The sequence below is a fragment of the Roseibium algae genome, from assembly GCF_037783265.1.
Lineage (GTDB): Bacteria > Pseudomonadota > Alphaproteobacteria > Rhizobiales > Stappiaceae > Roseibium > Roseibium algae.
The window spans coordinates 54,416-69,258 of the sequence record NZ_JBAKIA010000016.1; the positions used below are offsets into that span (position 1 = coordinate 54,416).

The 14,843-nt window shown below is 54.8% G+C and carries 13 protein-coding genes; 4 read left to right on the plus strand and 9 right to left on the minus strand.

Annotation, left to right across the window (positions count from 1 at the left end; all coding sequences use genetic code 11):
* Positions 1-35: 35 nt before the first annotated feature.
* From deoA to V6575_RS19205, 9 genes are all read right to left on the minus strand, one after another.
* A complete protein-coding gene (deoA, locus tag V6575_RS19165; protein WP_340276627.1) occupies positions 36-1,352 on the minus strand; it encodes a thymidine phosphorylase in 1,317 nt (438 codons plus the stop codon).
* A 2-nt stretch (positions 1,353-1,354) separates the two neighbouring features.
* Positions 1,355-2,134, minus strand: coding sequence for a deoxyribose-phosphate aldolase (gene deoC / locus V6575_RS19170; RefSeq protein ID WP_340276628.1), 780 nt, complete (start codon positions 2,132-2,134; stop codon positions 1,355-1,357).
* On the minus strand, positions 2,127-2,939 hold the full coding sequence (locus V6575_RS19175; RefSeq protein ID WP_340276629.1) for a purine-nucleoside phosphorylase: 813 nt from the start codon (positions 2,937-2,939) through the stop codon (positions 2,127-2,129). Before V6575_RS19175 ends, deoC begins: the two co-directional genes overlap by 8 nt.
* A 6-nt stretch (positions 2,940-2,945) precedes the next feature.
* A complete protein-coding gene (gene cdd, locus V6575_RS19180; protein ID WP_340276630.1) occupies positions 2,946-3,341 on the minus strand; it encodes a cytidine deaminase in 396 nt (131 codons plus the stop codon).
* Entirely contained in the window at positions 3,338-4,312 is a 975-nt protein-coding gene (locus V6575_RS19185; protein ID WP_340276631.1) for an ABC transporter permease, read from the minus strand. The genes cdd and V6575_RS19185 overlap by 4 nt, the downstream gene beginning before the upstream one ends.
* A gap of 3 nt (positions 4,313-4,315) precedes the next feature.
* Complete coding sequence (locus V6575_RS19190) at positions 4,316-5,422, minus strand: ABC transporter permease (protein WP_340276632.1); 1,107 nt, start codon at positions 5,420-5,422, stop codon at positions 4,316-4,318.
* The gene (locus tag V6575_RS19195; protein ID WP_340276634.1) at positions 5,419-6,945 is read right to left on the minus strand and encodes an ABC transporter ATP-binding protein; all 1,527 of its coding nucleotides are present in this window, start codon (positions 6,943-6,945) and stop codon (positions 5,419-5,421) included. The genes V6575_RS19190 and V6575_RS19195 overlap by 4 nt, the downstream gene beginning before the upstream one ends.
* Positions 6,946-7,177: 232 nt before the next feature.
* The gene (locus V6575_RS19200) at positions 7,178-8,176 is read right to left on the minus strand and encodes a BMP family lipoprotein (RefSeq protein WP_340276636.1); all 999 of its coding nucleotides are present in this window, start codon (positions 8,174-8,176) and stop codon (positions 7,178-7,180) included.
* Positions 8,177-8,251: 75 nt separating this feature from the next.
* Positions 8,252-9,235, minus strand: coding sequence for a sugar-binding transcriptional regulator (locus V6575_RS19205; RefSeq protein ID WP_340276639.1), 984 nt, complete (start codon positions 9,233-9,235; stop codon positions 8,252-8,254).
* 539 nt (positions 9,236-9,774) lie between these two features.
* On the opposite strand from V6575_RS19205, the gene V6575_RS19210 reads away from it, so the two are divergent.
* From V6575_RS19210 to hrpB, 4 genes are all read left to right on the plus strand, one after another.
* Positions 9,775-10,620, plus strand: coding sequence for a DUF1194 domain-containing protein (locus V6575_RS19210; RefSeq protein ID WP_340276640.1), 846 nt, complete (start codon positions 9,775-9,777; stop codon positions 10,618-10,620).
* 182 nt (positions 10,621-10,802) lie between these two features.
* Complete coding sequence (locus tag V6575_RS19215; RefSeq protein ID WP_340276641.1) at positions 10,803-11,234, plus strand: methylglyoxal synthase; 432 nt, start codon at positions 10,803-10,805, stop codon at positions 11,232-11,234.
* Positions 11,231-12,268 (plus strand): glucokinase, encoded by a 1,038-nt coding sequence (glk, locus tag V6575_RS19220; RefSeq protein ID WP_340276642.1) that lies wholly within the window; start codon positions 11,231-11,233, stop codon positions 12,266-12,268. Before V6575_RS19215 ends, glk begins: the two co-directional genes overlap by 4 nt.
* A gap of 56 nt (positions 12,269-12,324) precedes the next feature.
* Positions 12,325-14,796 carry an ATP-dependent helicase HrpB gene (gene hrpB / locus V6575_RS19225; RefSeq protein ID WP_340276643.1) on the plus strand — a complete coding sequence of 824 codons (2,472 nt, stop codon included), beginning with the start codon at positions 12,325-12,327 and terminating at the stop codon, positions 14,794-14,796.
* The last annotated feature ends 47 nt before the right edge of the window (positions 14,797-14,843 follow it).

The window sequence follows — 14,843 nt, forward strand, 5'->3', positions numbered from 1 at the left end:
CCCGGAGCTGTGCCTTGTTCAGCAGCGCCCGTTTATTAGGGCGCAATGCGATCCACAACGCTTGGATGATCCACCACATCCATGACACTGCCGATGCTGTAGGCTTGGCGTATTGCATTGGCGGCCGCATACGCGGCCTCTTCGCTGACTGCGTGTACCAATGCAATTGGCGCATCTGCATCAACGCGATGGCCAACACCGGCCAGCTCCGTCAGACCAACAGCCGGGTCAATCACGTCAGCAGCGGCCTTGCGTCCACCGCCAAGTTCCACGACGGCCACTCCAACAGCTCTTGCATTGACCCCGGTCACGACACCTTCGCGATCAGAATAAATCGGTGCGACAACTGGCGCTTTAGGCAAATAAAGCTCTGACTTTTCCATGAAGTCGGCCGGTCCACCGAGCGCCGTCACCATCTTTGCGAAAACTTCAGCCGCTCTGCCGCTCTCAAAGGCCTGGCGCATTTGGTCCGCACCCTGCTCAGCAGTGGCTGCGAGACCGCCCGTTGCGAGCAACTCACCGCCTTGGGCCACTGTCACATCCCACAGACGATTGTCGATGGCTGTCCCTTTCAGGAAATCAACCGCGTTTTGAACTTCCACAGCGTTGCCCGCAGCAGATGCCAGAGGCTCATTCATATCCGTCAACAAGGCAGTTGTTTTCAATCCTGCGCCATTGGCAACTAGAACAAGGCTCTCGGCCAAAGCACGGGCTTCTTCAAGCGTCGCCATGAAGGCACCTGTGCCCCATTTCACATCGAGTACCAGCCCCTGCAGACCAGCAGCCAGCTTTTTAGACAAGATCGAAGCTGTGATCAGATCCAGGCTTTCCACCGTCCCGGTCACATCGCGGATCGAGTAAAAGCGTTTATCTGCAGGCGCAAGATTGCCAGTCTGACCAATAACAGCACAGCCGACTTCCTTGACAACCTTGTGAAACAGGCTGTTGTCCGGCTGCGTCTGATAACCTGGGATGCTGTCGAACTTATCGAGCGTGCCGCCAGTATGTCCGAGCCCACGGCCAGAAATCATCGGAACGGCAGCGCCGCAAGCCGCAAGAGCTGGCGCGAGCATCAACGAGACATTGTCGCCAACACCGCCTGTTGAATGCTTGTCGAGAACCGGAGCCTCGATGTCTGACCAATCCATGACATCGCCGCTGTCGCGCATTTCAAGGGTCAGGGCAACGCGCTCATCAACGCTCAAGCCTTTGAAGAAAACAGCCATTGCGAGAGCCGCGACTTGACCTTCTGTGACGGAACCATCGGCCAATCCACGGACAAAAAACGCGATCTCTTCGTGATTCAAAACGCCGCCATCGCGCTTCTTACGGACAAGTTCCTGGGGCAGCATGATTAATATCCTTCACCGGCTGTAGCACCGGTGCCTTCAAGTGCACCCACAAGAGCATCCAGCAGGCCACTGGCCCCAAACCGGAACGTTGCCGCCGAGACCCAATTGTGACCAAGGATCTTGTCGGCCAACGCCAAATAGGCAGCCGCATCATCAACTGTTCGAATACCGCCTGCAGGCTTAAACCCGATCTCTTTGAACTGATCACGACGGGTTTCATCAATCACCGTCAGCATCACCTCAGCGGCTTCCAAAGTGGCATTGACCTTGACCTTGCCGGTTGAGGTCTTGATAAAATCCGCCCCGGCGGAAATCGCAATTTCCGAAGCAATGTGGATCAGCAATGGATCCTTGATCTCGCCGGTTTCCAGAATAACCTTCAGGATTGCCGGCTCAGGAATCACCGCTTTGACTCGGATGATCAGCTCTTCAGCAAAGCCTTTTCGCCCATCGAGAAAGGCCTTGTAAGGCATGACAAGGTCGATCTCGTCGGCCCCATCGAGAACAGCCTGTTTGGTTTCCGCAAGAACTGCAGGCGTATCCACACCGCCATCAGGGAAGTTGACGACAGTGGCGACCTTCACACCGGTTCCAGCCAACGCACCAAGACCTTGGCTGACAAAACGCGGCCAGATGCAGACTGCCGCAACATGCCCAAATGGCGTTACAGCCCGCTTGCACAGGGTTGTTATGTCCTCAGCCGTGCAGTCATCGTTCAGGTTGGTCAGATCGACCAGGCCAATAGCGCGCTTGGCGACATCAGCAACTGAAACTTCAGTCATTTCCGATTTCCTTTACGAAGTTGCGCACCAGCTGTTTCATCCGGTCCATACCGGTCAGCGCGACACTCTTCGTTTCGTCGTGGGACAGGGCATGAGCTTGCAGCCCTGCACCGTAATTGGTGATGATTGACATGGCTGCAACACGCATGCCGAGAAAGCGCGCCATGATAACTTCCGGCACGGTCGACATGCCGACCGCATCTGCGCCCAAGGTCCTGGCCATACGGATCTCGGCAGGCGTCTCGAAGGACGGACCGGAGAACCACATATAGACACCCTCGGCCACCGGATCCCCGGTCTCGCTTGCAACCTTCTGCATCACGGCGCGAAGATCGGGATCATAAGCAGCGCTCATATCGAGAAAACGTTTTTCGTCTTCTTCTCCAATCAGCGGGTTTTTGCCCGACCAGTTGATGTGATCAGAAATCAGCATCGGATTGCCGGGAGCAACCTCCTGACGTAATGATCCCGCCGCGTTTGTCGCCAGCAAGATCTCGCAGCCAAGCTCCTTCAACGTCTCGACTGGCGTGCGCATTACACTAGGGTCGCCGCCTTCATAGTAATGCGCACGACCTGACAGAATAACGACGGGCACGCCCTCAAGAGTGCCGACCACCAGCTCGCTGGAATGCGATGTCACGCTGGACACCGGAAACTCCGGCAGATGCGAATAGGAGATGCGCACCGCATCTTCGACTTCATCGGCAAGAGACCCGAGGCCAGAGCCCAGGATCATACCGATGCGATAAGAGCCAGAGCGAGCAGCACGAACGATGTCCGCACATTCACGACCAAAACCACTCATGGATTGTTAGTCCTTTTCCTCAAGTACAAAACCGGCCGGCAGAAGCTCAGCCATATTGAAGCTTCTTCTCACACCGTTCAGATCAGCCACGTGAACCACCATTTCGCTGCCCGCAAATTCGTTCAACTTCTGACGACATCCGCCACAAGGTGTGCAAAGCGCGGCATCCGCAATGACCATGACTTCTGAAATTCTTTGTTGGCCGGACAGTACCATGGCACTGATAGCTCCAGCTTCGGCACATACACCTTCCGGAAAAGCTGCATTTTCCACATTACAGCCAGTGAACACTGTTCCATCCTCGGCCCGGATTGCGGCGCCGACCTTGAAGTTGGAATAGGGCGCATAGGCGGTTTTCCGCGCCGTTTTCGCGGCTTCAAAAAGATCTTCAACCAGACTCATGTGCGTTCTTTCAAGTAAGCCACACCAGAGGCTTTCGGAGGCACGGCCTTGCCGATGAAGCCAGCCAGAAGGATGACGGTGAGGATATAAGGTAGCGCCTGAAAGAACTGAACCGGGACGGTCCCAATTCCGGGAATTTCCTGACCCTGCAAGCGAATGGCGACTGCATCCAAAAAGCCAAACAACAGACAGGCCATCATGGCACTGCCCGGTTTCCACTTGGCGAAGATTAACGCAGCCAGCGCAATAAATCCGCGTCCTGCCGTCATATCCTTGATGAAGCCAGCGGACTGGGCGATTGACAGATAGCTGCCGGCCATGCCGCATAGTATACCGCAGGCAATCACAGCCCGGTATCGCAGCCAAGTCACCGAAATACCGGCAGTATCAACCGCTGCTGGATTTTCACCGACGGCTCGCAAGCGCAAACCAAACCGGGTTCTGAACAGGATCCACCAAGTTACCGGCACAGCCAGAAAGGCGATGTAAACGAGAATATTGTGGCCAGATAAAAGCTCCGAGTAAATCGGACCGATGACCGGCACTCCTTCAACTGACGATGCAAACGGCAGATCAATATTCTGGAAACGACCGTCTTTCGACAAGGACGGTGTCCGACCGCCTTGATGGAACCAGGCCTGCCCAAGAAGAGCCGTCAGTCCGACCGCCAGAAAATTGATAGCGACGCCGGAAACAATCTGATTGCCGCGATTGGTGATCGAGGCAAAGCCATGCAAGAGCGCTAGCAAGATGGAAACGCCGATGCCGCCGAACAAGCCCAACCAGGCATTGCCGGTTATGTATGCAACTGCGCCAGCCCCGAATGCTGCACCCAGCATCTTGCCCTCAAGGCCAATGTCGACAACGCCTGCACGTTCTGAGAAGAGCCCGGCGAGACACGCCAGCAGCAGGGGCGTGGACAGTCGAACTGTTGAATCCAGGATAAGAATAAGGGTCTCGAACATGTCCATCTCCTATCCTGCCGCTTTTGAAGGCGCGCTGCTGAAATTGAACAACTGCACCAGCGCCGGCCTGAACATGTATTCCAAAGCCCCGGCGAACAGGATCACCAGACCCTGGATCACGACAATCATGTCGCGGGTGATCGCTGGAATTTCAAACGCCAGTTCTGCACCGCCCTGGTAGAGCATGCCAAAAAGAACTGCCGAGAGAACAATACCAACGGGATGCGCACGGCCCATCAGAGCGACAGCGATTCCGACGAAGCCATAGCCTGCGACAAATTCAATCAGCAATCGATGCTGCGCACCCATGATTTCATTGATGGCCATCAGGCCTGCCAGACCGCCCGATATCATCATCGTCACGATGATGATACGCGCCGGTGAGATGCCAGCATAAATGGCAGCCGTCGGATTGGCCCCAAAGGTCCTGATCTCATAACCAAGCCGGGTTCTCCAGATCAAAATCCAAACGAACACACAGCATAGAAGTGCAATCACAAGCGAAAGGTTGACCTGAGAGGTACCGAAAAAATCCCCGGGAAGCAGATCATCCAACAAAGGCAATTGTCCACCAGCCTCAAACGTCCGGGTCTCTGGCTGCATTGAGCCGGGCTTGGAAATGACATCCACCAGCAGATAGCCCATCAAGGCAGCGCCGATGAAGTTGAACATGATCGTTGTGATCACGATATGGCTGCCCCGGGTTGCCTGCAACCAGGCCGGTATGAATGCCCATGCAGCTCCGAACAACGCACCACCCATAACAGCGAACGGCAGCGTTACCCACCAAGGCACATAGCTATCGAGCATCAGACAAGCGAAGGCGACACCCAAGCCGCCGACATAGGCCTGGCCTTCACCGCCAATGTTGAAGAGGCCAGCATGGAAAGCCACCGCCACAGCAAGACCTGTAAAAATGAAGCTGGTGGCATTGAACAGGGTGAACCCGATGCCCTCGCCAAATCCCAATGACCCCCAAATGAGAATTTTCACCACTTCGATAGGGCTCTCCCCGATCAGAAGCACGACGAGGCCCGACACCAGAAACGCGGCCATCAGGTTCAGCGCCGGAATCAGGCCGAAATCCACCCAACGGGGCAATTGTCCGGAACTCATGCTGTCACTCCGTCTACGCCAGCCATCAGCAAGCCCATCTCACCCTCATCCGCGTCTGGGGTGCGTTCGCCCACAATGGCACCGCCGCACATCACAAGGATACGGTCTGCCAGGGAACGAATTTCATCCAGTTCCACCGACACAAGCAAAACGCCTTTACCCTGGTCTCGCAGCTCGATGAGGCGTTTGTGAATGAATTCAATGGCACCAATGTCCACACCGCGCGTCGGCTGCCCAACCAGCAAGACAGTCGGATCGCGTTCAATTTCGCGCGCCAGCACGATCTTCTGCTGATTGCCACCGGAAAAATTCGCAGTCTTAAGCAATGGGTTAGCCGGTCTTATGTCGTATTTTTCGATCTCGACAGCAGCCGCGTTCTTGATCCCTGCGATGTCGAGAAACATACCCTTGGAGTATTTTGGGTCATTGTGATGGCCCAAAATAGCGTTCTCATATTCGGCAAAACTGGTCACCAACCCCATGCGGTGGCGGTCTTCGGGAACATGCCCCAGACTGCGTGCACGCATCGACGCCGGATCAACGTCCTGTTCAGCCAGGTTGATGGTCTCGCCGTTGATCCGAATGGTGCCGGAAACCGCCTTGCGAATACCGGACAGGGTTTCCAAAAGCTCTGATTGGCCATTTCCAGAGACGCCCGCAATGCCGACGATTTCGCCTGCACGGACACTGAAGGACACATCCTTGACGACAGCTACACCTCGGCTGTCAATCACGTTCAGCCCTTCGACATCGAGCACATTGTCTTTTGGTTGCGCGGGCTGTTTATCGACCTCAAGGAGAACGCTCCGGCCAACCATAAGCTCGGCCAGCTCTTCCATGGAAGTCTGAGAGGTCTTCCGACTCGCGACCATCTCACCGCGCCGCATGACGGACACTGTGTCCGTTACAGCCATGATTTCCCGCAACTTGTGCGTGATTAAAAGAACTGTTTTTCCCTCTCTCTTCAAGACCTCAAGAATCTTGAAAAGATGATCTGCCTCTGCCGGGGTCAGAACGCCGGTTGGCTCATCTAGGATAAGAATGTCTGCGCCTCTGAATAGCGCTTTCAGAATCTCGACACGCTGCTGCAGACCGACAGGCAAATCCCCGACCAGCGCATCGGGATCTACATTCAGTTCATAATTTTCTTCCAGGCGCTTCAGCTCTTGCCGGGCCTTGTCGAGCCCGCCTGACAGTCTGAAACCGCCCTCAGCACCCAGAACAACATTTTCCAGCACCGTGAAATTATCGACCAGCATAAAGTGCTGATGCACCATGCCAATGCCATGAGAAATCGCGGTTTTTGAATCGGGAATAGAGACTTTATTGCCATTGATAATGATCTCGCCCTTATCGGCCTGATAGAAGCCATACAGGATCGACATCAGCGTTGACTTGCCAGCACCGTTTTCTCCAATCACGCCGTGAATGGAGCCTTTCTCGACAACAAGATCAATGTCCTTGTTGGCATGCACAGAGCCGAAACTCTTGCTGATCTTCCGCAATTCAATGGCTGGCGTCATATATCTGCCCTCACACGGAAATGCATGTTCCGTGGTGTTATGGTCGCAGGTGCTGTGATCGGATCCGCGGCTTTCTCGCAGATCGACCGAACTCTCAAAAGGCGGCGGTTCATCGGGTGTTTATTGAAGCGTCTAGGGCGCGCAGTCATGATCACCTGAAAACCAAGTAGGCATTACCCCGCGTACCAGCACTGAAGCGATACGCGGGGTATTCAGATCGTGAACCGACGCCTTAGAACGGGCAGTTCTGATCAGCCATGTAGTCGTGAACTGTCACAGTACCGGACACGATGTCGGCACGTGCCTTATCGACAGCAGCCTTCATGTCAGGCGTGATCAGCTTCTCGTTGTTTTCATCAAGCGCCCAATCGATGCCGCCTTCTGCAAGACCGAGAACTTCAAAGCCAGACGTCCAAGCATCGTTCTTGGCATCTTCAAATGCCTTATAGACAGCAACATCAACGCGCTTGAGCATGGATGTCAAAACAGACCCCGGATGCATGCCGTTCTGGTTGCTGTCAACGCCGATGCCGAGCTTGCCTTCATCTGCAGCCGCCTGCAGGACGCCGAGGCCGGTACCGCCAGCCGCATGATAAACAACGTCAGCACCACGATCGAACTGTGATTTCGCGAGTTCGCCGCCCTTGACCGGATCATTCCAAGCAGCACCCGTCGTGCCTGTCATGTTTTCGAACACTTCAGCATCAGCATTCACGGCCAAAACGCCCTGTTTGTAGCCACATGCAAATTTACGAATAAGCGGAATATCCATACCGCCAACGAAACCAACTTTGCCGGTTTCGGACGCCATAGCGGCCAACATGCCAACGATGTAAGAGCCTTCCTGCTCTTTAAACACGATGGAACGAACATTCGGCAGATCGACAACCATGTCTACGATGGCAAACTGTGTGTCCGGGAATTCCTTGGCGACTTTCTCGACTGCATTGGCCTGGGAAAAGCCGATTGCGACAATCGGTGTCTGGCCGCGTTTGGCGAAGTTCCGAAGCGCCTGCTCACGCTGGCTGTCGTTCTGAAGTTCGAAATCGCGGTAGGCCACTCCGGTATCAGCTGTGAATTTCTCAGCGCCAGTATGAGCTGATTCATTGAATGACTTATCAAACTTGCCACCCAGATCATAAAGAACAGCAGGTTTGATATCTGCCGCCATCGCGGCTGTTGAAAACGCCATGCCTGCTAGGGCGGCGCCGATCGTCAGGAGCTTCTTCACGTTTATGTCCTCCGGCAATTAGAGCCACCCAGTCGAGCGGCACCTATGCTATTTCCCCTATCTGACACGTCTGCTTTATGCAGATCGTGCCAACTTCAATCCGATCCTCTCACGAATGGCCCTTGCCAGGGTTTCATCCGCGATCAGGTCGGTAATGACACCGGCACGCAGCGCAGCAAGGGTCGCATCGACCTTGCTTTCACCACCCACAAGCGCAATCAGTCTGCTGCCACGCACTTCATTGAAATGAAGCCCGACAGCGCAATCACCCAGGCTGACAGGTGCCAATTCCCCGTCAATCGTCAGGAATCGGCCCATCAAGTCACTTGCTGCGCCGCTCTGGTTCAGTTCAGCATGTTCCTGCTTGGTAATCATGCCGCGTTGAATGAGATGTCCATCTTCATCGACAGACCCAATGCCCACCACAAAGACCTCCGCATCACGCGCCAGCCCAAGCAAAGCCTGCACGCTGCGCTGGCCGAGAAAAACGTCTTTTTCCTCAAGGCTCTCAGCAAAATATGGAACGGGCAGATAATATCCCTCGCCGCCTGTGCGGTCTTGCAACAGCTGAACCACATCATACGGGTTCGCCGACAGCGTGCGGGTCAAGGATCCACAAATCGACACAACGTCGAGATCAGGCCGAGACAAGCGTGGCATTTCTTCGATGGCGGCTTTGAGGGTCCGGCCCATGCCAACACCCACTCTTTTAACGTTCGGCGAACCGAGAATACCGGCCAGAACATTCGCACCAGCAGACGCCACAGCCCTGACAGCACTCTCCTGATCACTTCCGCCAAGATCAGGCGCGATAACGCAGCTTCTGAGACTGAACTGCCCAGACAGAAAATCTTCCAGCTCAAGGCATTCCAGAGGACGACCTTCAACCTGGAACTTCACATATCCTGCCTTTTGGGCATGCGCGATCAATCGGTGCACCTTCGCAGGGGACACTCCGAGCTGTTCTGCAATCTCGCCCTGAGTACGCCCGCCAACAAAAGACAGCCACGCCGCTCGGATCGCTAGATATGTTGTCCAATCGTCATCACGCGCTTGCATGAGCGATACACCACCTTCAATTACCGTCTCACCCCAACCGCTCTGAGCCCCGGAAACCGGCGAAACAAATCGTTGTTTGCCAAGCCCAATACGAGATGGCGAAGATCGTCTTGAAAAATTCTTCACCGCCTGAGAATTTCTTCGAATACTTGCCTGTTGTGTCTCTACAGTCAAGCATGTAGCTGCCGAAATTATGATCCTTCAATGCTCTTCTTGACAACAGAAGAGGCATAATCGGATTGGCACGCGACTAAAGTACGACATGACATCAGTTGAGGCCGCAATCCGCTTAAACGAATCAGTCCCTGCGTCATTTCTGTGGACTTACGCGCACTATGTGCACTTTTTATTTTGCCGTTTAACGTGAATCAATCACACTCACTTCCTGTAGTGAGTAGTATTCGCAGTTAGACAGCTAATGACTTTGATAATTCATAAGCTGTTTTCACGAGGAACGAAGCGCTAAGAATTTCGTCCTTAAATAAAAGACGGGGAGACGTGACTAACCAGCCTTCGGGCCTGTTTTAGGAGCTCAAGTCATGCGTCTTGAAACTTACAAGAAAACAGTAAGCGTAGCCGGTGCTGTATTACTTGCCGGTCTTGTCTCCAGTAGCTTTTCAGTACCGGCCCTTGCACGTGATTTCACAATGCCGGGCAAGTCCTATTTTGCGTATAATTATGACCCAGCCAATGAAGTTGACGTAGAGCTGGTGCTTGCGGTCGACATCTCCCAATCCATGGACACAGAGGAACAGGAAGTTCAGCGAGCAGGATATGTCGCAGCTTTAACCTCTAATGAAGTTCTTGATGCCGTTCGCGATGGTCCTATTGGCCGGATAGCCGTCACCTATATGGAATGGGGCGGCGTAGACGAGCACTTCATGGTCGCAGACTGGACGGTCATCCAGGACGAGACATCGGCAGCTAAATTCGCTGCATTTGTTGCAGAAGCTCCGCTTAGACAAGTGCAGCGAACTTCAATTGCATCCGCATTGAAGAAGTCGGTCGAGTTGGTTCAAAACAACCAGTACAGCGGTTTGCGACGTGTGATTGATATATCCGGCGACGGTCCAAACAATCAGGGCGGGTCCGTGACCAAGGTTCGCGATCAACTGCTGGCCTCTGGTGTCACCATCAATGGCCTGCCACTCATGATGAAAGCTAATGCCAATGCCTGGCAAGCAATGCTGAACCTTGACCACTACTATGAGGATTGCGTCATCGGCGGCCCTGGTTCATTTGCCATCCCGGTCCGTTCCAAAGAAGGCTTTGAAGACGCAATTCGAATGAAACTGGTGATGGAAATTGCTGGCCTCAGCTTTGAACAGCCACTGCTGCACAAAGCCTCTGCCCGAAAAACCGTACGCTGCTCGATGTTCGATTAGGCTTGAAGTGCCGAAGGCAGATTGAGCAGGTCTTATTTGAGAGGTTGGAGCGGGTATTTTTGTGCCCGCTCCAATGCCTTTATGCCAAAGTGCATTCACGCTACACACGCAACGCTCCTTTACCCTTGCAACAGAATAAAGGTACATCTGTTCAGGCTAGTAACCTGCGCAGAGGATTTCGCATGACCGGTCGACCAATGCTCGCCTTAGTGGCCCATGACGCAAAAAAAGACGCCATGGTCGATTTCGCCCTTAGGAATCATGACAAACTCAAGCCCTACGGTCTTGTGGCGACAGGTACAACGGGTCAGCGTATTTCCGAACGCTGTCCGACCCTGGACATCACACCTTTGAAAAGTGGCCCACTCGGCGGCGACCAGCAGATCGGTGCCATGATTGCTGAAGGCGCGCTCAATGGGCTGATTTTTTTCATCGACCCTTTGAGCCCCATGCCACATGACGTGGATGTCAAAGCATTGATGCGCCTGGCCGTCGTCTATGACCTACCCATGGCCCTGAATTTGACCACTGCGGAGATTCTGCTTCGCTCTGCCCGGTTACGTGGTCTAGAAAGTACTTCAACAATTCCTGAGATCAGCGTTTCCAAATTATGAGCCTTGCCTCCCTATCAAACCGTTCCTTTTCCTTTCCTGTCCTGGTTGCTGACATTGGCGGAACAAATGCGCGGTTTGCACTTGTTTATGGGCCTGACTCTGCAACGGACTTCTGTGTGTCTACCGCGACTGCAGATCACGAAGACATCTCCAGTGCCATTCAACAAAGCCTAAGCTTTTCTGGCCACAGCAAGCCACGCACCGCCATTATAGCTGTCGCGGGCCCGGTAACGGGCGACCGCATCCCTTTGACGAATGCAAAATGGGTCATCGAGCCACGAAAGCTGATCAAGGACCTCGGTCTTGAAGACGTTGTCGTGGTCAATGATTTCGAGGCGCAGGCACTCGTTCTCCCAGGCCTGTCAGGAAGCGACATTCAACAAGTTGGATCTGGAGCAGCGCGTCCTGCATCGACCAAATTCGTTCTCGGCCCAGGTACTGGCCTGGGTGCCGCTGCTATGATCAATGCGGTTGATACCTGGATCCCGGTGCCAGGTGAGGGCGGACATGTCGAAGTTGGCCCGGTGACGGCTGATGATTTCGAAGTGTTTCAACACATTGAGAGAGTAGGCGGCCGCCTTGGGGCCGAACAAATCCTAAGCGGCACAGGATTGCCGCGCCTTGCACGTGGCGTGACCAAAGCCATGGCACTCGAAAGGCGCTTCAAGACAGCCTCAGAGATCACCATTGCCGCAGAGCAGAATGATCCTGTTGCTGTCAGAACGCTGGAAGTCTTTGCAAGGGCGCTTGGCCGCTTGGCTGGAGATTTCGCCCTGTCCCTGCTGGCCAGAGGCGGCGTTTATCTGACCGGTGGCGTCACACCGCGAATCGCCAAATATCTGACGGACGGATCTTTTCGCACCGCTTTCGAAGCCAAAGCACCTCATGAAGCGCTGATGCGCTCGATTCCAACCTATATCATCTGCCATGAAAATCCCGCTCTTGAAGGCCTAGCGTCCTATGCCCGTGCCCCAGACCAGTTTGCCGTAGAACTGGACGGCAGGAGGTGGAGCCGAAAGGATGGCTTGTCCTAAAGCAAAATCCACCGATACCGATTTCAATCCAAGCCTATAATGATCAAGGGAGCGCCATGAAGACAAAGCCTTTTTCAACGCCCCTTCCGATAGATGCAGTCCTCGGCAAGGTCACTGACGCACTCACCAAATCTCCTAACGCAGTCTTGGTTGCCGAACCGGGAGCAGGCAAGACAACCCGAGTCCCCCTTGCGTTGCTGGATGCTCCATGGCGTGGCGACGGGCGTATTCTGGTGCTGGAACCGCGGCGTCTTGCAGCGCGTGCTGCGGCCCGACGCATGGCCTCGGAACTGTCAGAAAAAGTTGGAGAGACCGTTGGATACCGGGTCCGCATGGACACGAAGGTCAGCGCCAAAACGCGTATTGAAGTGATCACCGAAGGTGTCTTCACCCGCATGATCCTGAACGACCCGGAGCTCTCCGGTGTTTCGGCAATTCTCTTCGATGAATTTCACGAGCGTTCTCTCGACGGCGATCTCGGGCTGGCGCTCGCCCTCGATGTGCAAGGCGCGCTTCGCGATGACCTCCGCTTGTTGCCTATGTCCGCGACCATTGATGCTGCTTCAGTGGCACGATTGTTGGGCAACTGTCCGGTGATCGAAAGCAAGGGCCGCTGCTTTCCGGTTGAGACGCGCTATCTCGGACGTAAAGCCCAAGAACGCATTGAACCGCAGGTCGCCCATGCTGTCCGAAAAGCTCTGGCAGAAGAAACCGGGTCCATTCTGGTCTTTTTGCCCGGCCAAGGTGAGATCAATCGCACCGCGAGCTTTCTGGCCGACAAACTTCCGCAGAATTGTATCTTGACCCCACTCTATGGCGCGCTGGATGGCAAGGCTCAGGATCTGGCAATCAGGCCGGCACAGGCAGGCGTTCGTAAAATCGTCTTGGCCACTGCCATTGCCCAGACCTCCCTGACGATTGAAGGCGTTCGCGTCGTCATAGACAGTGGCATGGCGCGCGTTCCGAAATACGAGCCACAAACCGGCCTGACGCGGCTTGAAACCATCCGTGTCTCGCGCGCCTCCGCCGACCAACGTCGGGGACGAGCAGGACGAACCGAACCTGGTGTTTGTTATCGCATTTGGGACGAAGCCCAGACGACGGCCCTGCCTGCCAATGAAGCCCCGGAAATACTGGAAGCAGATCTGTCAGCTCTTGCGCTCGACCTTGCTTCCTGGGGCACGCTTGATCCCGGCCAACTGGCTTTTCTCGACCCTCCTCCCATCGGGGCCTGGGCAGAGGCTTTGAGCCTTTTAAAGGCACTTCATGCTTTGGACGGCTCAGGCCAATTGACCAAGCAAGGCAAGGCGCTGGCCCGCCTCCCCTTGGCACCACGCCTTGCACATATGGTCATTCAAGGTGTTGAAGATGGCAACGGATTGACGGCGGCCTATCTTGCCGCGCTTCTGTCGGAGCCCGGAGTTGGCGGCAGAGATCCTGATCTGCGGGATAGATTGAGACGCCTGCGGCATGAAAATTCGCCGAAAGCCAGGGAAATCCGTTCCATGGCGCACAGGTGGCTGAAGCTGTGTGGCGGTTCCGATAGAACAGTCGAACAAGAAGACGCAGGACAACTGCTTGCCCACGCCTATCCAGACCGGATTGCTCAGGCCAGAGGCCAAAGAGGGCGTTTCAGGCTTGCAAATGGACGTGGCGCAGAACTTCCAGAAGACAATGCGCTGGCCGCCGCGGACTTTCTCGTGGTGGCTGAAATACAAGGCCGGGCTGCCAATGGCCGTATCATTCAATGCGCGCCGATTTCCCGTGAGGAGATTGAAAGCCTTTTCGCCAGCGATATCATCGAGGAAGATGACGTGCGTCTGGAAAAGGACGGCAGCATTCGAGCCAGGCGGGTCAGGCGCTACCTAAACATTGAGTTAGAGGCACGGCAGACCATAAATCCAGACCCTGCAGCTGTTGAAAAAGCACTTATCCAGGAGCTCATGCGCCGAGGCGCAGCACGGCTTGACTGGAGTAAGGATCAACTGAGGCTGCGCAAAAGGATCGGGTATCTGAGAGACAACGGCCAAGCCAATCTGCCTGACCTTTCGGACACAGCGCTTACCAACTCATTACCAGACTGGCTTGGACCTTTTTTGGCCGGGCGCATGACGCTTAACGCAATTGATACGGCATGTCTGGGAGACGCCTTGGGCAGCCTGCTTCCCCATGATACGTCTTCCCGGCTGGACAGGTTAGCGCCGTCTCATTTCACAGCCCCGACAGGCAGTAAAGTCCCAATTGATTATGGGGCAGAAGCCGGGCCTGCTATCTCAATCCGTGTTCAGGAGCTTTTCGGCCTGTCTCAGCACCCGGCTGTTTGCGACGGACGCATTCCGTTGACCCTTGAATTGCTCTCCCCGGCACAGCGCCCCATCCAGATCACACGCGACCTTCCCGGCTTCTGGGCTGGATCCTGGGCAGATGTGAAAGCGGACATGAAAGGCCGGTATCCACGGCACCCTTGGCCCGATGACCCAACCGTTGCCGAAGCAACCCGGCGCGTGAAACCACGCAAGACAACATAGATTCGAAACCTCAGCCATTAGAGACATTTTCAATATATGCTACTATA